At 35.3% G+C, this 25394-nt stretch carries 22 protein-coding genes and 1 riboswitch; of the genes, 16 read left to right on the top strand and 6 right to left on the bottom strand.

Annotated elements, in window-relative coordinates:
- Positions 1 to 29 precede the first annotated feature (29 nt).
- The 3 genes from BN3107_RS16865 to BN3107_RS16855 all read left to right on the top strand — a co-directional run bounded on the left by BN3107_RS16865 (position 30) and on the right by BN3107_RS16855 (position 4186).
- A complete protein-coding gene (locus BN3107_RS16865) occupies positions 30 to 2195 on the top strand; it encodes a DNA topoisomerase III (protein ID WP_058308790.1) in 2166 nt (721 codons plus the stop codon).
- A 209-nt stretch (positions 2196 to 2404) separates the two neighbouring features.
- A complete protein-coding gene (locus tag BN3107_RS16860; RefSeq protein WP_058308789.1) occupies positions 2405 to 3925 on the top strand; it encodes a multicopper oxidase family protein in 1521 nt (506 codons plus the stop codon).
- Positions 3926 to 3943: 18 nt separating this feature from the next.
- The gene (locus BN3107_RS16855) at positions 3944 to 4186 is read left to right on the top strand and encodes an SHOCT domain-containing protein (RefSeq protein ID WP_058308788.1); all 243 of its coding nucleotides are present in this window, start codon (positions 3944 to 3946) and stop codon (positions 4184 to 4186) included.
- Between the two features lie 148 nt (positions 4187 to 4334).
- On the opposite strand, the gene BN3107_RS16850 is transcribed toward BN3107_RS16855, so the two are convergent.
- The 3 genes from BN3107_RS16850 to BN3107_RS16840 all read right to left on the bottom strand — a co-directional run bounded on the left by BN3107_RS16850 (position 4335) and on the right by BN3107_RS16840 (position 7993).
- Positions 4335 to 4943 carry a DUF1541 domain-containing protein gene (locus BN3107_RS16850; RefSeq protein WP_058308787.1) on the bottom strand — a complete coding sequence of 203 codons (609 nt, stop codon included), beginning with the start codon at positions 4941 to 4943 and terminating at the stop codon, positions 4335 to 4337.
- 117 nt (positions 4944 to 5060) lie between these two features.
- Positions 5061 to 6275 carry a D-alanyl-D-alanine carboxypeptidase family protein gene (locus BN3107_RS16845; RefSeq protein WP_058308786.1) on the bottom strand — a complete coding sequence of 405 codons (1215 nt, stop codon included), beginning with the start codon at positions 6273 to 6275 and terminating at the stop codon, positions 5061 to 5063.
- A gap of 416 nt (positions 6276 to 6691) precedes the next feature.
- Positions 6692 to 7993 (bottom strand): APC family permease, encoded by a 1302-nt coding sequence (locus BN3107_RS16840; protein ID WP_058308785.1) that lies wholly within the window; start codon positions 7991 to 7993, stop codon positions 6692 to 6694.
- Between the two features lie 176 nt (positions 7994 to 8169).
- On the opposite strand from BN3107_RS16840, the gene BN3107_RS16835 reads away from it, so the two are divergent.
- The 10 genes from BN3107_RS16835 (at position 8170) to BN3107_RS16790 (ending at position 16882) form a co-directional block, all read left to right on the top strand.
- Entirely contained in the window at positions 8170 to 9078 is a 909-nt protein-coding gene (locus tag BN3107_RS16835; RefSeq protein WP_058308784.1) for a F510_1955 family glycosylhydrolase, read from the top strand.
- 3 nt (positions 9079 to 9081) lie between these two features.
- A complete protein-coding gene (locus BN3107_RS16830; protein ID WP_058308783.1) occupies positions 9082 to 10464 on the top strand; it encodes a sensor histidine kinase in 1383 nt (460 codons plus the stop codon).
- Positions 10465 to 11133, top strand: a complete 669-nt coding sequence (locus tag BN3107_RS16825) for a response regulator transcription factor (protein ID WP_058308782.1) — start codon at positions 10465 to 10467, stop codon at positions 11131 to 11133. It abuts the gene before it with no gap.
- Between the two features lie 295 nt (positions 11134 to 11428).
- Positions 11429 to 11998 carry a hypothetical protein gene (locus tag BN3107_RS16820; protein WP_058309280.1) on the top strand — a complete coding sequence of 190 codons (570 nt, stop codon included), beginning with the start codon at positions 11429 to 11431 and terminating at the stop codon, positions 11996 to 11998.
- A gap of 537 nt (positions 11999 to 12535) precedes the next feature.
- Positions 12536 to 13162, top strand: a complete 627-nt coding sequence (locus BN3107_RS16815) for a DUF3889 domain-containing protein (protein WP_058308781.1) — start codon at positions 12536 to 12538, stop codon at positions 13160 to 13162.
- A 248-nt stretch (positions 13163 to 13410) separates the two neighbouring features.
- A complete protein-coding gene (locus tag BN3107_RS16810; protein WP_058308780.1) occupies positions 13411 to 13728 on the top strand; it encodes a lmo0954 family membrane protein in 318 nt (105 codons plus the stop codon).
- A gap of 23 nt (positions 13729 to 13751) precedes the next feature.
- On the top strand, positions 13752 to 14381 hold the full coding sequence (locus tag BN3107_RS16805; RefSeq protein WP_058308779.1) for a PspA/IM30 family protein: 630 nt from the start codon (positions 13752 to 13754) through the stop codon (positions 14379 to 14381).
- Between the two features lie 121 nt (positions 14382 to 14502).
- On the top strand, positions 14503 to 15219 hold the full coding sequence (gene liaF / locus BN3107_RS16800; RefSeq protein WP_058308778.1) for a cell wall-active antibiotics response protein LiaF: 717 nt from the start codon (positions 14503 to 14505) through the stop codon (positions 15217 to 15219).
- A complete protein-coding gene (locus tag BN3107_RS16795) occupies positions 15216 to 16253 on the top strand; it encodes a sensor histidine kinase (protein ID WP_058308777.1) in 1038 nt (345 codons plus the stop codon). Before liaF ends, BN3107_RS16795 begins: the two co-directional genes overlap by 4 nt.
- On the top strand, positions 16250 to 16882 hold the full coding sequence (locus BN3107_RS16790; protein WP_058308776.1) for a response regulator transcription factor: 633 nt from the start codon (positions 16250 to 16252) through the stop codon (positions 16880 to 16882). Before BN3107_RS16795 ends, BN3107_RS16790 begins: the two co-directional genes overlap by 4 nt.
- Before the next feature lie 39 nt (positions 16883 to 16921).
- Here BN3107_RS16790 and BN3107_RS16785 read toward each other — a convergent pair whose 3' ends face one another.
- From BN3107_RS16785 to BN3107_RS16775, 3 genes are all read right to left on the bottom strand, one after another.
- The gene (locus BN3107_RS16785; RefSeq protein WP_058308775.1) at positions 16922 to 17527 is read right to left on the bottom strand and encodes a YpmS family protein; all 606 of its coding nucleotides are present in this window, start codon (positions 17525 to 17527) and stop codon (positions 16922 to 16924) included.
- A gap of 13 nt (positions 17528 to 17540) precedes the next feature.
- A complete protein-coding gene (locus tag BN3107_RS16780) occupies positions 17541 to 18437 on the bottom strand; it encodes a GDSL-type esterase/lipase family protein (protein ID WP_058308774.1) in 897 nt (298 codons plus the stop codon).
- 312 nt (positions 18438 to 18749) lie between these two features.
- Positions 18750 to 20420: a PLP-dependent aspartate aminotransferase family protein gene (locus BN3107_RS16775; RefSeq protein WP_058308773.1), complete on the bottom strand. Its 1671-nt coding sequence runs from the start codon at positions 20418 to 20420 to the stop codon at positions 18750 to 18752.
- Between the two features lie 80 nt (positions 20421 to 20500).
- Positions 20501 to 20613: riboswitch (SAM riboswitch) on the bottom strand.
- A gap of 138 nt (positions 20614 to 20751) precedes the next feature.
- On the opposite strand from BN3107_RS16775, the gene BN3107_RS16770 reads away from it, so the two are divergent.
- The 3 genes from BN3107_RS16770 to cls all read left to right on the top strand — a co-directional run bounded on the left by BN3107_RS16770 (position 20752) and on the right by cls (position 25370).
- Entirely contained in the window at positions 20752 to 21210 is a 459-nt protein-coding gene (locus BN3107_RS16770; protein WP_058308772.1) for an Hsp20/alpha crystallin family protein, read from the top strand.
- 669 nt (positions 21211 to 21879) lie between these two features.
- Positions 21880 to 23208: a group II intron reverse transcriptase/maturase gene (gene ltrA, locus BN3107_RS16765; RefSeq protein WP_058307430.1), complete on the top strand. Its 1329-nt coding sequence runs from the start codon at positions 21880 to 21882 to the stop codon at positions 23206 to 23208.
- Between the two features lie 719 nt (positions 23209 to 23927).
- Positions 23928 to 25370 carry a cardiolipin synthase gene (gene cls, locus BN3107_RS16760; protein ID WP_058308771.1) on the top strand — a complete coding sequence of 481 codons (1443 nt, stop codon included), beginning with the start codon at positions 23928 to 23930 and terminating at the stop codon, positions 25368 to 25370.
- Positions 25371 to 25394 lie beyond the last annotated feature (24 nt).

Here is a 25394-nt window from a genome sequence, read left to right as displayed (position 1 = left end):
AGGAATGAAGTATTAGGAAGGTGTAGTCAATGAGCAAAACAGTAGTGATCGCAGAAAAACCCTCTGTGGGACGTGATATAGCACGCGTATTGAAATGTAATAAAAAAGGAAACGGCTATATCGAAGGTCCAAGTCATATTGTAACATGGGCGCTTGGTCATCTCGTTACATTAGCGGATCCAGAAGCGTATGATAATAAATACAAAACATGGAAGTTAGACGAACTGCCTATGTTACCTGACAATTTAAAATTAGTAGTCATAAAAAAAACAGGTAAACAATTTCAAGCAGTGAAAAGTCAGGTAATTCGTAAAGATGTAAAAGATATCGTAATTGCTACCGATGCCGGGCGTGAAGGCGAGCTTGTCGCAAGATGGATACTTGAAAAAGTTCGAGTGAATAAACCGGTCAAACGTCTTTGGATCTCGTCTGTCACAGATCAAGCTATTAAACAAGGCTTTCAAAATTTAAAACCTGCTAAACAATACGAAAACTTGTATCAAGCAGCCGTGGCACGTTCTGAAGCCGATTGGTATGTCGGCTTAAATGCGACTCGAGCCTTAACAACGAAATTTAACGCACAATTATCAAGTGGCCGTGTTCAAACACCGACCCTTGAAATGATAGCAACAAGAGAAAAAGAAATTAATCAATTTAAACCGAAAAAATATTATCAAATTAAAGCGAAAACAAATGATGGGATTACGTTATCATGGCGAAATTCCAAAAATGAATCACGAATTTTTGATCAGTCCAAAGCACAACAATTACTTTCAAGCTTGAAAAATAAAGATCTATCCGTTAAAAAAATAGAAAAAAAGAACAAAAAGACGTTTGCACCAACGTTGTATGACTTAACAGACTTGCAACGTGATGCCAATCGAATTTTTGGGTTCTCTGGAAAACAGACCTTATCGATCATGCAAAAGCTATATGAGCAGCATAAAGTATTAACCTATCCGAGAACAGATTCGAAATATATCTCAACCGATATTGTACCTACTTTAAAAGAGCGAGTTGCTAGCTGTGGGGTTGGACCCTATGCAAAAGCTGCCAATAAAATAAAGAAACAACCGATTAAAGCGCACAAATCATTTGTCGATAATAATAAGGTGTCCGACCACCATGCGATTATTCCGACAGAAGAGCCTGTCTATTTATCAAAGCTATCGGATCAAGAACAAAAAATCTATGATCTAGTCATAAAACGCTTTTTAGCAGTATTATTACCACCTTTTCAATTTGAACATATTCAATTAACGGCTGAAATTGCTGGGGAAACTTTTACTGCAAGTGGGAGAAATGTATTAGATCAAGGTTTTAAAGCAGTCTATGTTCATGATACCGAAGAGGTAGATGAACAAAAGATCTCTAATATTTCAGAAAAACATGTATGGAAAAATCCAAATTTAACACTTGTTGAAGGAGAAACAAAACCGCCTGAACGATTAACAGAAGGTACGCTTCTACAAGCAATGGAAAATCCAGCTAAGTTCCTACAACAAGACGAAAAACATGCCAGCAAAACATTGCAACAAACCGGTGGATTAGGGACAGTAGCAACCCGCGCTGATATCATTGAAAAACTATTCAATACTTTTTATATGGAAAAGAGAGGGAAATACCTTTACTTAACCTCAAAAGGTAAACAGTTATTGGACCTTGTACCATCTGATTTACGTTCCCCTTTATTAACGGCAGAATGGGAGAAAAAACTGACACAGATTGCCCAAGGACAATTGAAAAAGACTGCATTTATTAGTGAAATAAAAGGTTACACAAAACAAGTCGTCCATCAAGTGAAAACAAGTGACGCTAGGTATAAGCATGACAATATGACAGGTACTAAATGTCCGAGTTGTGGCAAATTGATGTTAGAAGTGAATGGCAAAAAGGGACGTATGCTTGTTTGTCAGGATCGTGAATGTGGCGAACGAAAACCAATCGCCAAAAAAACAAACGCACGATGCCCAAATTGTCATAAACGAATGGAAATGCGCGGTCAAGGAGAAGGTCAAACATTCTCCTGTGTCTGTGGTTATCGGGAGAAACTATCCACTTTCCAAAAACGAAAAGAAAAACAAGGGAAAAACAAAGCAACGAAAAGAGATGTAAATAAGTATATGAAAAAGCAAGATGACGATTTTGCCAATACAGCGTTGGCAGATGCACTTGCGAAATTAAAGGAAAAATGATTAAAGTAAAAAGTGGTGGACATACTTCCACCACTTTTTATTTAAAAAATTATCGGGTAATGTAAAATCTATTTAGTCCAAAACAAACCGAATTTAAATTTTCTTTTCTTTTACTAGCTAAGGAAATGATGAAAAAACCAAAAAAATGTGTGTAATTGCACAATTCTTGCAAATCTTTTGGTTAAAATAATACCAAGGGGGGTAAGTTGATGAGGCAATTAATTGGTTCCATTATAATTGTATTACTATTATTGATACTATATGGAGGATATCAATGGTATCAAGGTGCAAATTTTTCAGATACTAAACCAGATTTACAAAATGGTGAGGTTAATATTGAAGAGTTATATGATTCCAATTTTGAAGATAGGAATGTGACAGAATATAATCTAACAGCAGAACAAGTGAGTTGGGCTATTAATTCTGATACGACTATTGAAGCATGGACATATAACGGAACTGTTCCGGGTGAGCCATTACGAGTAAAAGAAGGTGATGTATTAAAAGTTAATTTGCAAAATGATTTAGATGTACCAGTTACGATTCATTGGCATGGTTTGATACTTCCTAATGTTATGGATGGTGTCCCAGATTTAACACAGGAAGCTGTACAACCCGGTGAAACTTTCACTTATGAGTTTATCGCAAATCATCCTGGAACGTATTGGTACCATTCTCACCAAGATAGTGCTTTGCAAGTGGACAAAGGCTTATATGGTTCATTAGTGATAGAAGAAAAGAAAAGCGAACGGAACAATGAAAATGAAGAAATTTTAATTTTAGATGAATGGTCAACAGATGGAGAACGTGAAAGTGTAACAAATATGCCAGGTATGATGATGGGAAGTATGAGTGGAGATGGTGAAGCAGATACGAAACAAATGTATGACACTTATACAGTAAATGGAAAGTCTGGCGAAAGCATAAAACCAATCATAATCAAAGGTGGAGAAAAATCATTACTTAGAGTAATTAATGCAGGCTATCAAATTCATAGATTGAAATTTCCTGAGAATGTTGCGAAGGTGATTGCCTTTGATGCTGCAAAAACGATAGATAAAAATAATCAAGTAAATGTTATAGAAATTGCTCCGGGTGAAAGAGTAGATATAGAAATTGAAAATAAATTTACAGAACCTTGGTATATTGAAGATGTTTCAGAAACAGGAAATGGAGATCAGTCAAATGTTAGTATTCCAGTTGTAATAGATGAGAAGGTAGACTTTAATAAGGTTTATCAAGATAAATCGGATAAGAATTTAAAAGCGGATGTTGATGTTGATGGAGCATCTATTGGTAGTGAGGTACTTCTTTTTGATAAAACTCCTAAAAATCCAGATGTCGATTATACGATGGATCTAAATATGGGAATGCAAATGGGGGAAGGAATGGTATTTCAAATTAACAATGAGATATATCCTGATACGCCTCCAATCGAAGTAGTAGAGGGAGATATTGTTAAAGTTACGCTAACTAACAATGGTCGATTGAATCATCCTATGCATCTACACGGACATCGTTTTCAAGTAGTGTCGAAGAATGGTCAATTGTATGATGAACCAATGTTGAAAGACCTTATCAATGTCGAACCAGGCGAAACATATGAGATTTATTTTAAAGCGGATAATAAAGGTGAGTGGTTATTTCACTGTCATGATAATAATCATGCTGATCGTGGAATGATAACCGTTGTGGACTATCAAAGCGTGTATTCTCCATTTGTAAACTAATAAAAGAGGTGATTTATTATGATGAACGGAATGAATGGAAGCGTGGGTTTTATGGGAGGAGGAATTGTTTTCACCTTATTCATAATAATTATCATTGTCTTAATAGTGATGGTATCCATATGGATGTTCAAAACGAATAATAAACAGAATTATAAAGAAGGGAATGATAATGAATCTTTGAATATACTGAAACAACGTTTGGCCAAAGGAGAGATTTCAGAAGAGGAATATGATCGCCTAAAAAACAAACTAGATAGATAAGTGGGTGTCAGTCATCTTTTGGATTCATTCTACTGTACAAGAGCATAGCTTATTAGAATAAAGAGAACTCTATACAAAATTATAAGAAGGCACACCAAGTTTTGAAATTACGGTGTGCCTTTGGCATGACAATGAAAGTGTTAGGAGATCACTCGGCAGGTGCAAGTTCATCTTCGGTAACCCATTTATGGTTCGTAACCTGCTCATTAGAAGTTGATAATTCAAAATCAACCATATATACCGTTGTTTCTGTTGCTGAATCAATTTCTGCAGTTGCTCCACTCATCCCTTCCATATGGTCAGCGTTCACAATAGCCTCTTCTCCAGCTACTAACGGATCATCTCCCGGTTTCTCCAATTCTTCGTGAATCACCCATTTATGGTCGGTCACTTTTTCACCACCATTAGTTGGAGTATATGAGATTGTATATACTGTGGTATCATATGCACCAACAATAGTCGCTACAGCACCATTCATCCCTTCCATATGATCAGCTTTAATAATAGCTTGACCACCTTCAGGATATGTTGGATTAGAAGCCTTTTGTAGATCTTCTGGTACTTCACCAGATCCTGACATGTTCATATCAGAATGATCCATCCCATCCATTTCCTCACTTGATTCAGAACCTGTTTTCTCTTCTGTATTAGAATCTGATTCTTTAGCGTTTTCTGGATTCGTCTCTTCTGTTTCACTACAAGCAGCTAAGACAATGAAAGCTAACAGAAAAGTTAGTATTATTATAAATTTTTTCAATTATTATCCCTCCAAAATAATTAATCATATATAATATACTTGGTTAAAATGCATAATTTGTGCAGATATCAATTTAAAGCAATTTTTTTTAATATGACCTAAAAATGGTGGTTCTATTCATTTAAAAGGTAGTTGTGTTTTGTGATAAATGTGACCTACAACAACTAATATGAATGTTCCAATCAAATGAACAATGGATATTTGTTTGATATTTATTTTCGCTTCTTGTTCTTTTGTTTCGCTATCGCTAGTTTGGTTATCAGTTGGAATCTTATTTACCTCTATTGCATTATTGTTTGAATTGGTTTCTATCTTTTGTTTTTCTAACTTGTGTGTGCTAAGGATTTCATCGTTGTCAACTACAATTTCAAGTGTACCTTCTTGTGTAACTTGATGTTGAATGTTACTTCCAAAAGGATAAGTAAAAGCTAGTTTTTGGGGAAGAATATATGAGTCTGTTTCATTTGAAAACGTAGCCTCTTTTTTGATATAGGAAGTCTCAAAATGATCAAATCCAAAGTTTAACAGTTCTATTGTGTCATCATACGCAAGTTTATCAGTAGAGCTATTCAATGTAATCACTATTAAACTTAATCTTTCTCTTTCTGCAGTAGTCGCTAGTGTATATCCGGATTGATGAACAAAACCGTTTTTTCCACCTGTTATACCTTCAAAGGGGATTTCCCCTTTTAATAATTTGTGATGAGTAATAAGAGTTGTGTCCCAGGATAATCCCTCCCATGCAAATTGTTTAGCACCAAAAACATCCTTAAATGTTTCATTTTTTAAAGCATATTGTATTATCTTAGCCATATCCTCAGCAGTGGTGGTATGGTTTGGATTGAAAAGGCCGTGTGGATTCGTGAAATTTGTATTATGAACTCCAATTACATCTTTAAGATAAGTATTGATATCCTTGACAAATTGCATTTCAGATCCACTTAAATGTTCAGCAATGGCTACACCTGCATCATTACCAGAGTTGATTAATAAGCCGCGTATCAAAGTATGAAGAGCCACCTTCTCTCCTTGTTCTAAAAAAACAGTTGTTCCTTCTACGTTTTTAGAGCTAGCATTACTACTAATTGTAACGATATCTTCTAGCTTTCCTTTTTCTATTGCAAAAATGGTTGTTGCAATTTTTGTTAAGCTTGCAGGATACATTTGAGATGTTGAATTTTTCTCAAATAAAATTTGTCCAGAGTCCTTTTCCATTATGATGGCACCTTTACTTTGGATGGATGGAAATGAATTAGTTTCTGCATTAATTGGAAAAATGAAAAAAACATTAGATAGTATTATTGTTAAAATAATGAATATGAATTTGTGCATTGTTATTTTCTCCTATATAAATTGTTATAGTAACAATCATATATTTATCATGTGGAGAAAGTTTGCAGATTTAAATTTGTAATATGTTCTTAATATAGTGTAATAATTGCAAGGAAATTCAAGAAGCTTCGAGCATAATCAAACAAGTATTCCATTTAAGTGTTTATTTATTGAAATAATCACTTCTTCTCTTTTGGAAATACATAATTTCTCTCTGATATACTTTGGTATAGTTATTGTATTTCTCTTATTTATCATACAGAACATACCTGTCCTAATCAGATGTTCATGTCGTTTTAATCGATAAGGGAGTTCAGACATATCGCAACACCTCTAGTATCATGATTAATTATAATAAATCAAAAATATCAAGAAATATTGCAGAATTTTAATTTATTTACTAAGCCTATTAAAAATTACGAATTAAGTTTTTTAACATACCATTTTTCACCAATGAAAGTAAGTACTAAAACAAGAAGTGAAACGATAACGATTAATAGATCTGATTGTATCTTCACCCAGACAAATGCTGTTAAGACAATTCCATCGAGCGTAAAAGCTGCACCGACAACGAATAGATTTGCTTTTACTTTTTCTTTTAGTTTAGTAAGTAGTCCCCAATGAATGATCATATCCATAATTAAATAGAGAATAGCACCCATCGAAGCGATTCTACTTAAATCAAAAAAGATCGTTAACACCATTGCGATTACTATCGTATACACAAGTGTATGCCGTTGAATACTACCAGGCATGCCAAAATGACGATGAGGGATTAATTTCATGTCAGTCAACATCGCTAACATACGCGATACCGCAAAGACACTAGCAATGATACCTGATATCGTAGCAATGATCGCGATAATAACTGTAAACCAAACCCCAAGGTTACCTAAAGCAGGTTCAGCTGCTGCAGCAAGAGCGAAATCTTTCTTTTCGATTATTTCTCCTATCGATAAATTGCTTGAAACAGCCCAAGCAATAAGAATATAAACAAACAAGCTAATTAAAATCGAAAATAAGATAGCTCTGCCAACATTTTTTTTAGGATTTTCAATTTCTTCCCCTTGATTGGTGAGTGTTGTAAAACCTTTAAAAGATAAGATCGTTAATGCAATAGCTGCAATAAAACTAACAATGGTAGTCTCAGGTGATGGACCAGAACTTTCAGCAGGTTGAAAAGAAAAATTCGCAACAATAAGCCCTGCTCCGGCAAAGATTAATAATCCAATAATCTTAAGTAGCGAAATGATCGAAGTAAATGATTGGATAAATGTATTACCAGAAATATTCACAAGAAAAGCAAAAATCAGTAATCCGACACCAAGAATAGGTACCCAGATACTGTTTTGATTGATATCGAATAATTGTAACGTATAAGTACCAAAAGTTCTGGCTACTAAACTTTGATTAATCACCATAGAAAAGGCCATTAATAAGGCTGCAAATGCTGCTAGTGTTCCTTTACCGTATTCTTTTACCAGATACATGCCAATCCCGCCAGCAGAAGGATAAGCTTGACTTAATTTTTGATACGAGTAAGCGCTAAAACCAGTAACAATTCCGCCAATGATGAAGATAAAAGGAAAATATTTTCCTCCTAATTCAGCTACTTGACCAAGCAAGGCGAAAATCCCAGCACTAATCATCACACCAGTGCCTAATCCAATTGCTCCTAATAATTTGATGCTATTTTTTTTATAAGTCGATGAAGACATAGCTGAAATTCCTCCTTATTCAAAAATGATTTACAATAGTATTACCCACTAAATATGCAAGAAATGTGCAGAAAAGGTCAGAATTTTGAAAATGCCAAAAAAAACACCTATTTCTGCACGAAATATTAAAAAAGATTTGATAATATATGACGATAAAACAAATGGAGGGGTAAGTAATGAAAAAAATATATATAACAATGTTTGTGTTTCTTTTGTTTTTAATACTAATTTCCTGTTCCGAAAAAGATACTAAAACACCATTCATCAAAGAACTTGAAGAAAATATATCCCATGTACACGGGATGGGTTTTAATGAAGAAGGGGACCGAATACTTTTTGGGACACACCTAGGGCTTCGCATATACGAAGATGGAACATGGTATGAAACCACAGATCAATTAAATGATTACATGGGATTTATTGCCGTTGATAAAGGTTTTTATACTTCCGGTCATCCAGAGATGCAATCTGACTTGCCAAACCCTATAGGTATTCAAAAGAGCGTTGATGGAGGTAGAACATTAGAAAGTATAGGTTTTGTCGGGGAAACGGATTATCATTTCATGGCGGTAGGTTATAATAGCCATGACATATTTATTTATAATCCTGATAAGAATTCTATGTTGGAAAAAGGCTATTACATAAGTAAAGATGATGGCGAATCATGGGAAAAAGTAAAGGCTTCTGGAATTGAAGGTGATTTAATCGAAGTAGCTATTCACCCGAAAGATTCTGATTATATAGCTGTTTCGACTACGATTGGAATTTTCTTATCGACAGATGGTGGTCAACAATTCTCCTTATTATCAAAGCAATCCCAAGGAATTGGAGTTTATTTTAGTGATGAGGAATTATTTTATTCGACATACGCAAATAAAGCTAATTTATATTCTCTTCACTTAGATTCAAATAAACAAACATCGTTATCGTTGCCTGAATTAGCAGAAGATGCGCCATTATTTATGGCACAAAATCCTGCCAATCGAAAAGAATTTGCATTTTATACCATGAATGGTCAACTTTATATTAGTCAAGACGGAAACAAATCATGGAAACAAATACTGTATGATGGAAGTGATCATTAGAATATGATAAATAAAATATCCTTTAAAATAGGAATGCTGTTTTTCGTTTTTATCTTATTTGTAGAAATTCTATTATTTGTGATTCTTTATTTGAATCTAGCTAATACTCAAGCTAATGAAGTGATGGACAACTTATTAGCTAGAGGGAACACCCATCGAGATGTTTTAGAAGATCATTTTAATGCTTCTACAATAGATCATGTTGGCATGATGGAGTCTGCTTCAGATTTTACGGTCGTTATAACGGACCCCAATGGGAACGTTATTGTAGATTCAAATCATATTGAAGCAGAAATGAAAGCGGTCATACAAAAAGCGTTACAAAACCCAATACAATCAGATGGAGAGATCATTTCTAGTAATTGGAAAGAAAATCAGTATATTGCGTCAAATAGTATTATAATGACTGGTAATGAAGTAAAAGGTCATGTTTTTATGTTTGCTGAAACAAATAAAATTAAACATGTATTAAATGAAATGGGTAAGCAATTTAAACTAATTGGATTGTTAACCTTCATTATAACTATTGTTACCATATTTATTTTATCCAAATTAATAACTGTCCCACTTATAAGAATGAAAAAAGCTACAGAAAACATTCAAAAAGAAAAAGGAGAATTGCCATTAGATATAAAACGCAAAGATGAATTAGGTGTTTTAGCAAGAACAATTAAAGAACTTGCGGAAGACTTAACCCACTTAAAAACAGAAAGAAATGAATTTTTAAGTAGTATCTCTCATGAATTAAGAACACCCTTAACATATATAAAAGGCTATGCTGATATCTTAAGTCGTCGTGAAATTAATAAAACGGATACTCTAAAATATAGTACCATTATTAAAGAAGAAGCAGAACAACTTTCTATTTTAATCAAAAACTTGTTTGATTTAGCCAAAGTAGATCAGCATAATTTTGTCATTAATCAGGAATGGATATTATTAGATGAAATTATTCAATCGGTAATAAGGCGTATGAAACCAGCCTTTGACAATAAAAATATATCAGTTGTAGTCCAATGCCAAGAAAATTTAAAGGTGTATATTGATAATGCACGTATGCAACAAGTTTTCATTAACCTATTAGATAATGCCCAGAAACATTCACTTCACAACACGTCCATTCTGTTAAAAGTTGTGGAACATAAACGTTCTTTGGAAATTATAATACAGGATGAAGGAGAAGGTATTCCGAATGAAGAAGTTCCAAAAGTATTTAATCGATTGTACAGAGTGGAAAAATCGAGATCACGACTGAATGGTGGATCTGGAATTGGTTTAGCGATTACAAAAGAAATTATTGAATCGCACGGAGGTAACATAAAGATGGAGAGCGAATTGGGAAAAGGGACAAAAGTCATTATTACATTACCAAAGGATGAAAAATGAATGTATAAAGTTTTAGTTATTGATGATGAAATTCGTATGTTAGAGTTAATTGAATTATATTTAGAACCGTATGCATTTGATTGTTATAAAACTACTGATGCAAATGAAGCTTTAACTCAGCTGATTCAGAACAGAATCGATTTAGTTATATTAGATATTATGATGCCGAAAATGGATGGATTTGAGCTATGTGAAAAAATCAGAGAATTCTCATCCGTTCCTATTATAATGTTAACAGCCCGTGAAGAACAAGCAGATATTATAAAAGGCTTGAAACTTGGAGCGGATGATTATATAACAAAACCTTTTGATGAAAATGAATTGATTGCCCGAATGGAGGCTTTGCTGAGAAGAGTTCCTCCAAAAGAGATGGTTGAAAGGAATGGGCTAATTTGGAATAAAGAAAAATATGAGTTGAGCTATCTAAACCGTGTGATTCCTTTAACGCGCAAGGAGTTTGAATTAATTGGATATTTAATCAAAAACCCTAATAAAGTTTATGAAAGAGAGATGTTAATAGAATTAATATGGGGTTATTCAGCTGAAATTGAAGGTCGTACTGTCGACTCTCACATTAGAAATATTAGAGAAAAGATTGGAAACGTAGAGTTTCCAATAGAACAACATTTAAAAACTGTGTGGGGGGTTGGATATAAATGGATAGAATAAAATAACAGATTTCGTAAGTATAATGGTAATTAGTTTATGTTATTTATATAAAAGCAGATACATCAATTTTGTTATCACATCATAACATATGGTAATACTACATTCTCAAGATTCTAATATAAGAGTAATGGGATACGAGACATTTTTATGTTGATAGCTTTCACTTGTCAAATTAACCTTGCGCAACGATATAAAATATACTATAGTTAAAATACAGTGAAATAGTATTTTTTTCCACATGGACGAATAAAATTTCCATGTCAGTAAATGTTTGCAAGGGGTGGATGAAGTGAAGATGAGAAAAATATATCTTCTTTTCACAGATACGGGCACGATGTTATCACGAATGATAAACCTTTGTACAAAATCCACACTTAATCACTCATCAATTGCCTTTGATTCATCTTTGACAGAAGTGTACAGTTTTGGACGTAAGCAAGCCTATAATCCTTGGAGTGGAGGCTTTGTGAAAGAGAATTTGCGTACGCCTTTTTTTAGCCATTCCAAATGTGCCATTTATCAATTGACGATTACCGATGAAATGTATCAATTGTTATGGCAGCGGATTAAAAAGATGGAGGTAGAAACGGAACAATATCGATATAATTTACTAGGATTAATCGGTGTACTTTTTAACATGGAATTACACAGGCATCATGCATATTTCTGCTCGGAATTTGTAGTCACCGTGTTAAAAGAAGCTGGAATTTATCTCAACGATAAACCAGCTTGTCTCATAAAACCTCAGGATCTAAAAGAGTGGCATGCTCTAAAATTAACGTATCACGGTGATTTACCTGTGTACCTACAACAACACGGTGGATACGAAGTGCAAGTACCGTTATGGAAAAGAATTTATAATTAACAGCTATTATTTATATCATACCGAAAAGACCTTTATGTTCCTCATAAAGGTCTTTTTCTTTTCATACGAGAGAACATCTGACAGATTAAAACTAAACTGCGAAGTACCTAGCGTTGAATTATTGGCAAAAGTATTTTGTTGAATGCTAATCCAGCGCAACGGAAAAACACTCCCTTTCCGGGGGCACGGCTGAAGCTAACTTTGGAAAGAAAACCACTTTCCAAAGTGGATCTTCAGCTCGCGCTGTTCCCCCAGGAGTGTCGCATTTTTCCTCCGCTTTGAGTAGATTTCTGTTCAAGTAAGATGAAATATGCAATGCACCAACGTTCTAGAAGTGACTTTAGTTGTAGAACATCACCAAAGCGAAGTAAATGGACGGAGCTTTTGCCTTGCACTCATCACACTTTCAAAATTGTCACAACTTCGCAGTTTGTGTCTACTGCATAATACAATTTTTGTTTTTAGGTGACTGTCACAAAACAACTATTGGTGTACATAAACTATTCTGAATAACTGATTTTCAGTAGGAGGAATAATATGTACTCAAATTATGAATATGGATACCCTTACCAGGGCTATTATCCATACCCATTTTCACAAACTCAAGCATCATATCAAGGTCACCTAAGACAAAATTATATGAAGGGACAGGCGACATGGACAGAAGGAGGAGCGATGACACAATGTAACCTTCCTTGGTCCTACAATCAATACATGACAGCGGCTGTTAGTAGCAATTCTCCTTATCAATGTGGGCAATCGATAAAAGTGAAAAATCCACAAACCGGAAGAGAAATTATTGTAACAATTGTCGACACTGTACCTAATGCACCTGCCACAAATATTAATTTACACCGTAGAGCGTTTGAAGCATTAGGAGCAAATCCATCGGTTGGCATACTTGCCATTGAATTTCAACCATCCCCTGAACTTGAGCAAGAAAAGTGGGGGAAATATTTACTGGAAGTAACCCAAACAGCTTATCCTAACTACAATGTTACCGATTATCTTTTTGTAGAAAAAACGCAGCCTGCTTCTAATCAAATTAAAGAAATCTATGATTATACGCTACAGTCACAACAGGAAAGAATCAAAGTAAGAGGTACTGTAGTCTATAATCCAACTACAGAAAGAGTAATTTCTTTTGATATTAAGGAGTTATAATACTAAATTCCCGGATATCAGATGAAAGTGCCCGTATTACGCCTAAAAGTGCCCGAATTATGCTGAATAGTGCCCGGAATATATCAAAAAGTGCCCGAATAATAGATTAAAGAGCTGGTCATCGAACTAGCTCTATTTTTTTTGCGTGTAAAAAATAAGCCTTGAGTCTTAGAGGAAAATATATCTTCAGGCCGTTATCTTAATTTGTTAGACAAGCTATCATTAAGATATGGAAGGAGGGAACACAAATGAAAACATTTTTACTCATTTGTTTAGCGGTTATTGCATCCATTACTTTATTAGCAAACTTAGGTCCAATGATTATGTTACTGATTAGTGTTGCTATTGCATATTATGGTGTACGAAAATTTGTTGTAGCAGACACAACTGGCAAAAAGGTAGGATGGGGGATTGTGATATTAATTGGTGTTTCGATGTCATTATCAAATATCCCGGCACTAATCGGAGTTGTTGCCTTAGTCGTTTTATATTACACCTATAAAAAATGGCAACAAGAAAAAAACAATTACTATAAAGATGACTACTTAACATGGGACAAGCTTTAATTATATAAAAGGAGGAAATTAAAATGACAAACTTATTTACTCGTATTAAAGATTCAGTGATGGCAGATTTACATGATTTAATGGACCAAAAGGAGGAGCAAAATCCGATTGCACACGTCAATCAATATATTCGTGAATGTGAACAGGAAGTAAAGAAAATCAAACGACTGGTAGAAAAGCAATATGAGATCAAACAAGATATCTCAAAAGAATTAAATCAAGCCAAAATGATGGTGGAAAAACGCAAACGTCAATTCCAACTTGCTGAAGAAATGCAAGAAGCAGAATTAGCGCAGGAAGCAAAATCCGAGTTAGATCAATTCGAAGTAAGAGTGACCCAACTAAATGAAATGTCTGATAAAGCAATTAAAGATCTGGAAATGTTAGAAAACAAATACGTACAAATGAAACAAAAACTAAAAGATTTATACGTCAAATGCTTAGAATTAAAAAGCAGAGAAAATGTTGCCAGGACCAAACAAGGTATGAATAAAGTATTAGAAACAGAACTTGTTTCAAAAAGCGCTTCTAAATTTGCAGAGTTAGAAAGTTATATTGAACGAATTGAACAGCGAGTACAATCAGAATATCGATTGCACACATTAGATGCACGTTTTCAAGATTTAGAAAAAAAAGCTACAAATTCTAACTAAAAACATGCTATCCTATAAAGTAGGATATTACGGACGGTTAGCAACGTGATAAAAAGGTGCAGGAAAATCTGTACCTTTTTATTAAATAGTGAAAATACCATTTAGAAGGAGGCCTATTCATATGTCGAAAAAAACAAGTTCAGATCTTTTGCAATTATTAGTCATTATTGGCTGTGCTCTCTTACTTATTGAATTTATATTTTTGGATACCGGTCTCCTTTTTCTTGCTGTATTAGGAGCTTTTGGACTGTACATCGGAAAAAAATCGTTTAACACTACTACTGGAAAGACAATCTTTTGGGGTGGTGCCTTTTTCATATTCCTGGCAGTGATCAATACGTTTGTGATCCGTTTTTTTATTTTTGTCGTTATTATCTATTTTGTTTGGAATTGGTATCAGAATAAAGAAAAAGAAAAAAATCGTCCAAAATTCATCGATATCACAGAAGAAACATTATATGAGGACCGTGTTATTAAAAATAAATGGTTTGGAAAATATCATACTACGGAAGAAGCTTTTGCTTGGCAGGATCTTAATATTCAATCCGCAGTCGGCGATGTTGTCGTTGACTTAAATAATACGATGTTGCCAAGAGAAGAATCTGTTATGGTCATTCGCCATCTAATCGGAAATATTACGATGATCGTACCATATGATGTGGAAGTAACAATCGATCATTCGGTTGTTTTCGGTGACATTGAAGTCTTTGACCACCTAGAAAAAAATGCTTTTAATCGAACACTTCAATTACAAACAAAAGGGTATCAAGAAGCACCTCAAAAAATCAAAATATACACACAATTGATTGCTGGAAAGCTTGAGGTGAGAAGAGGATGAAGTTATATACCAGAATTATTTTTACTAGTATATTATTCTCTTTCTTATTATTTATCATCTTAAGTATCTTTTTTTACTTGGCCTTTCCGTTAGAAGATATTCGTTTATTATGGACAATTAAGGTGTTAGAGATACCTTTTATTATCATGCTTCCGACAGTGACAATATTGTTTGGGTGTATCATTGGTGTAGTGATGGCTACTTTTTGGCAAAAACGAATAACTTTTTTAGAGAAAAACTTAAGCAGATTACTGAAAAATCAATCATTTCAAGATCCACTATCATATGAAGAAATGAAGATTGTATTAGATCGCTTAAAAGAAGTGCAGAATTATATTCAAGAACAAACTAAACGAACACAGAAATTAATAGAAGAGAGAGCTAGTGCCCAAGAGGAAACGATTAACCAGGTGATTTCTGAAGAGCGAAATCGTTTAGCAAGAGAGCTCCATGATTCGGTTAGTCAGGAATTGTTTGCTGCTTCTATGTTGGTTTCAGCTGTTTTGGCTTCTGATCCGGACCAAAGCGAAGTGAAAACAAAACAGCTACATCAAATTGAAACAATGATTCAACAAGCTCAACTTGAAATGCGAGCATTACTGTTACATTTGAGACCTGTTTTACTAAAAGACAAGTCATTAAAAGAAGGAATGGAGCAATTGCTGGAGGAATTACATGCAAAAGTTCCAATGTCGATAACGTGGCGAATTGAAGAAGTTGAGATTAATAAAGGGTTAGAAGACCAACTCTTTCGAATTTTGCAAGAAGCTTTATCTAATGGATTAAGGCATGCACAAGCTGAAAATATTGATGTGCTATTAATTGAAAGAGACGCGTTTTTAATCTTGCGAATTGCAGACGATGGTATTGGATTTAATTTAGAAGAGAAACGAGAGAGCTCTTATGGACTCACCAATATGTATGAACGGGCAGCAGAAATTGGCGCACATCTTAAAATCGTAAGTATTCCGAACGAAGGAACGAAAATTGAAGTCCGTGTTCCATTAATAAGTGAAGGAGGGGACCAAGAATGATTCGAGTGTTATTTGTCGATGACCATGAAATGGTTAGGATCGGGGTAAGCGCATATCTATCGACTCAAGAAGATATCGAAGTTGTTGCAGAAGCAGACAACGGGAAAAGTGCAGTTGAATTAGCATTAGATTTGAAACCAGACGTGATTTTAATGGATCTAGTGATGGAAGAGATGGATGGTATTGAAGCAACTCGTCTCATTATTGAAAAGTGGCCAGAAGCAAAAATATTAATTGTTACTAGTTTTATTGATGACGATAAAGTTTATCCCGCACTAGAGGCTGGAGCTTCGAGCTATATATTAAAGACATCAAAAGCAGATGTGATAGCAAAAGCGATCCGTGATACGCATGCAGGTGAAGCTGTTTTTGAAAAAGAAGTGACTGCCAAAGTGATGGCGAAAATGAGAAATAAGCACACCCCTGTTTTACATGAGAGTTTAACCAATCGTGAAATGGAGATTTTATTATTAATTGCTCAAGGCAAAACAAATCAGGAAATAGCGGATCAACTTTTTATTGCACTGAAAACAGCGAAAGTTCATGTTAGCAATATTTTAAGTAAATTGGAAGTTCAAGACCGCACCCAAGCAGCGGTCTATGTCTATCAAAATGGATTATCTGAGTAGGTAAACAAAATGCAAAGCTGGCGCCTTTTTTATAGGATTTTATAACCCTAAAGTTTTGTTTGGTATTTTGATTCGAAACGATATGTTATCATTCTCAAGGTCGATTTGTTGTGCTCTGACACGAAAGTTACTTCTTAATTCCATTTGCGTCAGGGCAATGTATATTTGCTCTTCTTTGGGATCGATGGTAATCCATTCAGGCGTTTCGACACGGCTATTGACATATTGTAATATCCGATCTTCAGGTAAACGCAAAAGTCCGAGTGACATACCAGTTGCACGTAAAATAATATCGCCATTTTCCTGAACAATTGGTTCGAACGTAATATTTACAGGTACTTCCGTTGAGAAAGCTTCGACAGCCCCCATTAAGTTTACTTCCTCATCCAATTTAACAGCATACTGAATATTAGAAGGTTGTGGCAATTTATCGACATAAGCATTTACTAATTCGTTTAAATTCTCTTTGCTCGATTGCACGGTGAATTCTGCACCTGCTTCGTCTTCAAGAAAAACCTTCTCTGGAAGTTCTGCTGCAGGTGCAGGCAAAAACAGAAAAAGTATGATACTTATTGCGATAATAGCATTAACTAGTACTAAAGAAAGGAATAGTTTTTTCCAATTGGTAATTTTAGACTCTTTCATATTGTGTCATCCTTTAATTTTGAGCTTCTTGTATTTCATTTTCTAAATAAGTAATCACGCGTTCTGCAATCAATTCATACCCTTTGCTATTGGGATGAAAATGATCTTCGGCAAATACATTTTCTGTTTCATTTTGATAAATATCTTGCATTGGAATATAGTTTACTTGCTCATATTGATTCGTCACTTCTAAACTTTTGTTACTCCATCGAGTCAATATTTGTTCTAATGCTTTGATATCACCAAAATATTTTTCGAAAGGGTTAAAAAAACCTAATAAATAGATATCTGTTTCTGGATTTACAGAAAGGATATATTCAAATATTTCAGATAAACGGTCACCATACGGCTCGCGTTCCTGCATAAAGGGTTCTTCCGTTAAATTCATAAAATTATCTTTCATAATTTGCATGATATCATTAGCGCCAATGGTGATAAGTACCATATCTGCCTTTTCAAGCGATTCGGTGATTTCAGGTTCTTCATTTAATCTTTTTAATAAATGATCGGTTCGGTTCCCTCGTTTTCCAAAGTTATCAAAGGTGACATCGTAATCTTGTTCATTTAAACGATCTTCTAAAATGCCAACATAACCTTGATTATCGGTTTCATCACCAACACCTTGTGTAAGAGAATCACCGATAGCGACGATATGAGTATCTTTTTTAAAAAAGTTAAGAGCATCAATAACTTCTTTTACACCATCTTGAATATTTTGTGATATAGTGTTTTGTTCCTCTATTTCTTCTGATTCTTCTGTTGAATCTTCTTCTGAAATTTCTTCTGATGACTGTTCATCAGGCTGATCCACTTTCTCGGGTGATGGATCCGATTGTATAAATGTTAAAAATACAGCTAAAAAAATAGCGATAACAATGATTAGAAGTATGATATATGTCTTTTTATGCATGAACAACACCTACATTATAATTTCTCTTACATAATTATACCCGTTAATGAATCACAGTTAACATCATCTCCACTGTGTTATACAATATGCAAACACTTAGGATATCATGCTGGAACGATAGTGAAACTTATCTAGAGTTTTACGGGTGGTTAAATTAGGGATAAATGATATGTATTGTAGCATAAGATTGTTTGAAAGGTAAATAGGTAATTCGATTGCAAAAAGAATAAGACCACAAACCTCGAAAGGAATGTGGTCTTACATATATATATTTATCTTGGGGAGATAAATAACAATAGTCAGGGAGAAGTTCTATTCTCCACGGCGTAAGCGATCGGCTTCCTGGAAAGGACATTTATTTTCAACAACAATCTGTCCATTCGCTTCCGCCTTACTTTTTACATTTTCCTCTGTTTCACCTTCAGCAAACCAAACAATTTTTGCTTGATCAGTATAAGCATTGGCTGCTTCATTACGGTCGACAACAAATAAAATGTCGATTTCGCCTTCTACAGTTTTTGCTGGTGTTACGTTATATCCTAATTTTTGCAATTTCGCTAATGCATCCGATTTCTCGATTGCTCCAGCGGCTGCAATAGTCTTAGGACGAATATCTCCATTTTCTCTAGCTAATGGAGAAGACAATGCCCAGCTAATCGCTTTATCAGCGTCAGCTTTAATTGTTGGTTCACTGTTAGTAGCTGTAGCAATTGCTTGGTCTAAATCAGCGATAATGTCATCTGCTGATTCAATACCAACAGAAAGGCGAATTAATTCTTCCGTTACACCTGAAGATTTTAATTCTTCTTCATTTAGTTGTTGGTGTGTAGTTGATGCGGGATGGATAATCAATGATTTTGCATCCCCTACATTGGCAACATGTGACCATAATTTTACATTATCAATCACTTGTCTTCCAGCTTCTCTTCCACCCTTAATACCAAAGACGATCATAGAACCAAAAAGGTTACAGAAAAAATATTTTTTTGCTAAATTATTTGATGGATGGTTTTCAAGACCTGGATATGACACCCATTCTACTTGTGGATGATTTTCTAAATAATTTGCAACTGTCTTGGTATTATCACTATGCTGTTTAATACGTAAATGCAATGTTTCCAGACCTTGCAAGAAATAAAAAGCATTTTGTGGGCTTAGTGATGGTCCGATATCACGAAGTAATTGCACACGTAATTTGATCGCAAAGGCCGGTGGTCCAATATCAATTCCAAAACGGATACCATTATAAGATTCATCCGGTTCAGTAAAGCCTGGGAAACGTTCACTATTCCAATTAAATCGACCACTGTCTACTACAACACCACCAATGGAGGTACCGTGTCCACCAATCCATTTCGTTGCAGAGTGCACTACGATGTCTGCTCCCCAACTAATTGGTTTACATACATATGGAGTAGCAAATGTATTATCAATAATTAAAGGGACCCCATTTTCATGGGCAATATCTGCAACAGTTTCAATATCAAAGACATTTAAACTAGGATTTGTAATCACTTCTCCAAATATTGCTTTTGTTTTAGCAGTAATCGCTGTTCGGAAGTTCTCAGGATCTGTACCATCAACAAACTTCACATCAATTCCATATTTCGGTAAGGTTTTGTTGAATAAATTAAATGTTCCGCCATATAGATTACTATCTGCAATTATTTCATCGCCAGCATTCGCTAAATTTAAAATAGCTAAAGTGATAGCAGATGCACCTGAGGCTGTGCCTACCGCTGCCACCCCATCTTCAAGAAGCGCAATACGTTGTTCAAAGGCATCAACCGTTGGGTTCATGATTCGCGAATAAATGTTACCCATTTCTGCTAATGCAAAAAGGTTTTGCGCATGTTCGGTATCATTAAACACATAGGAAGTAGTTTGATAGATTGGGACAGCACGAGCATTTGTAGTCGGATCTACTTGTTGCCCACCATGTAATAGAGTTGTTTCGCTTTTTGGAAATTGAAAATTTGTCATTATGTACCCTCCTAAATTAAATTAAAAAACCTCTTCATTACTAAAAGTAAGAAGAGGTTGTATGTACAAAGTTCGTCCTCCTCTTATCTTTCAGGTCTAACCTGTAGGATTTAGCACCTTTTCAATTTGATGCTTCAAACTGACGGTTGCCGGGCTTCATCGGGCCTATTCCCTCTGCCACTCTAAATAAGAGTCTTGCTAGATTCAATTGATTACATTATAAGGTATATTTTGGATAGAGTCAATTGAAAATTCAGATAATTCCAAAATGAGCAATTGGTATAGATCTGCATAATATATAGTTGAAGAATATATCGAAAGGAGTGACACCATGACACAACAAAAAGGGAATATCCCAGAATGGGGAGAAGAATTTATTAAAAAGTTAGATGCTTTTTTGTATGAGAAGCCAACTCGCAATGTTATGGAGAGGATGGATAGTTTTTTTGAACAGGCAAAAATATCGAAACAAATACCTGTCGATGTGGTGGAAACGGCTGATGAATGGATCGTGAAGATAGACCTGCCAGGAGTAAAAAAAGAACAGATCGAATTACAACTACTAGGAAATCAAATAACGGTTACCATTAACCATAGTGAAGAGACAGAAAAATTCGATGAATCTTATCATTATTATCATAAAGAGAGAAGAAAGCAACGCAATCAACGGACCATTACACTTCCTTACGCAGTGGATAAAAAATCTGCAAAAGCAAGTTTTCATAATGGTGTGTTAGAAATAAAAGGACCAAAAACACAAACAGACAAAGGCAATATAACGATCGACTAGCTACCTTATTCACCCCATAAACAGAGGTGTAGAATAAGCAATAACTTGTTCATATAAGAAGGACTATACAACATAACTTTCGTGGTAATTATGACATTTTAGAACTGAGTAACAACCGCTCCGGCTTGTCCGTTTCCCTTTCCGCGGGTTTTTCTCCTCAGGTGCGGCCGAGCATAGGTCGTAACATATAGCGGGTGGGATTCCCGCCAAGTAAGAACTAGCCAATCACTTGTAGCGAGTCTTGGAGGGCAAGTGGTAACACATTGCCTTTAAGCGTAGACAGTTAGGTAACGGGCCGGAAAGCCCTAGTGGCTGAGGGATAGAGCTCTGAAATAAAACCAAAGCTGAGAAGGTCGATGTGTTCTGAGGCATAGAAGGCAACAATAGGATTCTCGTTAAAGGCGAGAGAATGCTATCTTCTCCGGAGTCGAAGACCCTGGCACGTTACACATTGATATGTTGCGGTAACTCGGGAGGTCCTTTAGGTCTTTCGGATAAAGAAAGTAATGACGAACAAGCGATAATAAAGTGAGGGCTGTCAAATGCCTAAAGGAAGTCGGATAACGGCGTAGTACTGATGAAGTTGGGTAATGCCGATGGAGGAAAGGCCGTTACCTGTCATCACCCTTGATAGAGAAACATAATCCATACCCAGAGGTGGAACGTATTATGGAAACGAAACTTAATAGGATAACAGAATTAGCAAAATCGGATAAGAACCTTGTCTTTAATTCTCTCGTACATTTACTAAATGAAAGTAACTTGAAACAGTGCCATTACCAATTACCGAAAGGTAAAGCAACCGGTGTGAATGGCACTACCAAAGAAATGTACGAAGCGAATTTAGACCAAAACATCAAAGGCCTAGTGAAACGAATGAAGAGAAAGGCTTATCGACCGATTCCGGTCAAGCGTTCTTACATTGACAAGCCGGGTTCCAACAAGAAACGGCCACTAGGTATCCCCGAACATGAAGATAAGATCGTTCAAATGGGTATTACGAAGATTTTGAATGCCATTTATGAAAATGATTTTCTCGATTGTTCCTTCGGTTTTCGTCCGAATAGAAACTGCCATGATGCATTAAAGATTTTAAATGTATACATGGAACAACGGAAAACCAATTATATAGTAGATGCGGATATCAAAGGATTCTTTGATCATGTGAGTCATGATTGGATGATGAAGTTTCTTCGCCATCGTATCAATGACCCCAACTTACTTCGTATTATCGCTCGATTTCTAAAAGGTGGTTATATGGAAGAGGGGAAATTTATCGATACAGACCGGGGAACCCCGCAAGGGGGTATCATTTCTCCGGTTCTAGCGAATATCTATCTTCATTATGTGTTGGATCTATGGTTTGAGAAAGCAGTAAAGAAACAATGTAAGGGTCAAGCCTACATGGTTCGCTATGCGGATGACTTTGTGTGTTGTTTCCAATACAAAGAAGATGCCAACCGATTCTACACGAATCTGATTCAAAGGTTACGTAAGTTTCATCTAGAAATTGCAGAGGATAAAACGAAGATTATCTCGTTTGGTCCTTATGCCTGGAAAGATGCAAAGCGTGACGGAAAGAAGAAACCATCTACGTTCGATTTTCTTGGCTTTACGCACTATTGTAGTAAAAGCAAGAAAGGTAATTACCGTGTAAAACGGAAAAGTAGTAAGAAGAAAGTCCGGGCCAAGATTAAACAACATAAAGCTTGGTTAAAAGCAAATCGAACGAGGGATATTCAAGACATCATGCGCCGAATCCAACAATCGCTAGTGGGCTACTATAATTATTATTGTATCACGGATAATGCTCACGAAGTCCACTATTTTCTGCGTTGTATAAAAAATTTACTATTTAAATGGATGAATCGAAGGAGTCAACGAAAATCCTTCAGTTGGGAGAAGTTTGAATTATTTTTGGTGAAATATCCATTACCAAATCCGAGAACGAAAACGAACATATATGACTTGAGACGGCATATATCGTATATTCTGTGAAAGGTGATAGGAAGAGCCGTGTGCGTGAATAGCGCACGCACGGTTCTGTGAGGAGTGAGGAATACTTTAAGTAATCAAGTATTCCCGCTTACTCGACCTAACTTTTTAAGCACAGTTCGCTTAAAAAGTGGATCTTCGGATAAAAACTTCCCGCAGGAGTGGAAACGGACGCCTGCGCTTTTTAATGCTCTACAATTAGAATAAGAATAATCATATTGGCGTGATTCCATATCGCCTATGAATTTTTCTTTAGATTACTTATCATAATTAACAAGGTATGTTCATATCTGTAACAATCCAAAATGCTAGCATTTGTAATATTTGTAGAGTTTCAATCAGCGGAGGCGGCCACTTCCACTCCTGTGGGATCGTTTTCCCCGAAGATCCACTTTTCCATGCGGTTTTTGCTTGGAAAAGTTAGCTGAGGGGAAAACCCCACGGAAAGGGAAGTGGTCAAGCCGGAGCGATTTTCACGCAGTTATCAGATCTCAAAGATTATTTGGGTTATGTCGTATAATCCTGCTTATCCACACTAAGTTGCTTTGGCAATCTATAGAAAGGTGCAAAGTTTATTAATATAAGTATATGAGACCAGTTTTTGGAAATGCAAACTCTGATTAAGGGAAGTGGATCACGTCGTCATTGAATTGGATGTTCTGCTATTTTCCAGTAAATATGCTATATTAGGTGTAGGCAAGACATTGAAGGGGGGGCTTTGATTGGAATTAACACAACTGATTATAAGCTTTGTATTAATTTTTAATATTTTACTTTCACTAACGATTATTTTCTTAGAGCGCAAAAATGCCACATCAACATGGGCATGGATCATGGTATTAACGTTTATTCCTATAGTTGGATTTATTTTATATCTTATATTCGGAAGAAAACTTAGCAACAAAGCGATCTTTACCTGGGATACCAAAAGTAAACTGGGTGTAAAAACAGCGGTACAACATCAACTGCGTGAAATTGAAAATGGAGATTTTTTTATAAATGATCCACGTATGTACTATTATAAAGATTTATTTTATTTACACTTGCGTAACAATGATGCGATTTATTCACAAGATAACAGTGTCAATGTTTTTACAGATGGGAATCGTAAATTTAACTCATTATTGGAAGATATTGAACAAGCAACAGATCATATTCATATGCTCTATTATATTGTAAGGTCAGACAATCTAGGTAATAGATTAGCAGATGCCCTCATAAAAAAGGCAAAAGAAGGCGTAGATGTACGTTTTCTTTATGATGACCTAGGATCACGTACCATGAGTCGAAAGTTAATTCGGAAAATGCGACATGCAGGCATAGATGTCGAAGGGTTCTTCCCACCACTGATACCGAAAGTGAATTTTAAAATTAATCACCGTAATCACCGGAAGTTAGCAATCATGGATGGCAAAATTGGCTATATTGGTGGCTTTAATATTGGAGATGAATACTTAGGCGAAGATAAACGCTTTGGTTATTGGCGTGATACCCATTTAAGGATTATTGGTAGTGCAGTTAAAAATCTACAGACAAGATTTATTCTTGATTGGAACCAAGCCTCTCGTCATGATATCGAATATGATGAGCGTTATTATAATGCAATCCCTTCCGGACATACAGGAATGCAAATTGTCTCTAGTGGCCCGGACTCTGAATGGGAGCAAATTAAACATGGTTATATCAAAATGATTATGTCTGCTAAAGAGTATATATACATACAGACACCTTATTTTATTCCAGATGAAAGCTTATTGGACGCATTGAAAATCGCCTGTCTTTCTGGTGTTGATGTCCGAATTATGATTCCTAATAAGCCAGATCATCCTTTTGTTTATTGGGCAACCTATTCCTATATTGGCGAGATGTTAAAAGCAGGTGCAACCGTTTATATTTATCAAAAGGGATTCTTGCATGCTAAAATGATCGTAGTGGATAACAAAGTTGCATCGGTTGGGACGGCGAACATTGATGTAAGAAGTTTTCGTTTAAATTTTGAAGTCAATGCCTTTTTATATAATGAAACGTTAGCAGAAATGCTTGTAGATGAATTTGAAAAAGATATGGAAGATGTAACACAACTCACTTATTCCTTGTACCAGCAACGATCTTTATGGATTCGCTTCAAAGAGTCGATTTCAAGACTGATTTCACCAATCTTATAAAGTGCGACAGCAATCAGTGAGAAT

The sequence above is a fragment of the Gracilibacillus massiliensis genome (assembly GCF_001458115.1).
GTDB lineage: Bacteria > Bacillota > Bacilli > Bacillales > Amphibacillaceae > Gracilibacillus > Gracilibacillus massiliensis.
The sequence above is the reverse complement of the archived record's forward strand: the minus strand, read 5'-3'. Positions and strand labels throughout refer to the sequence as shown.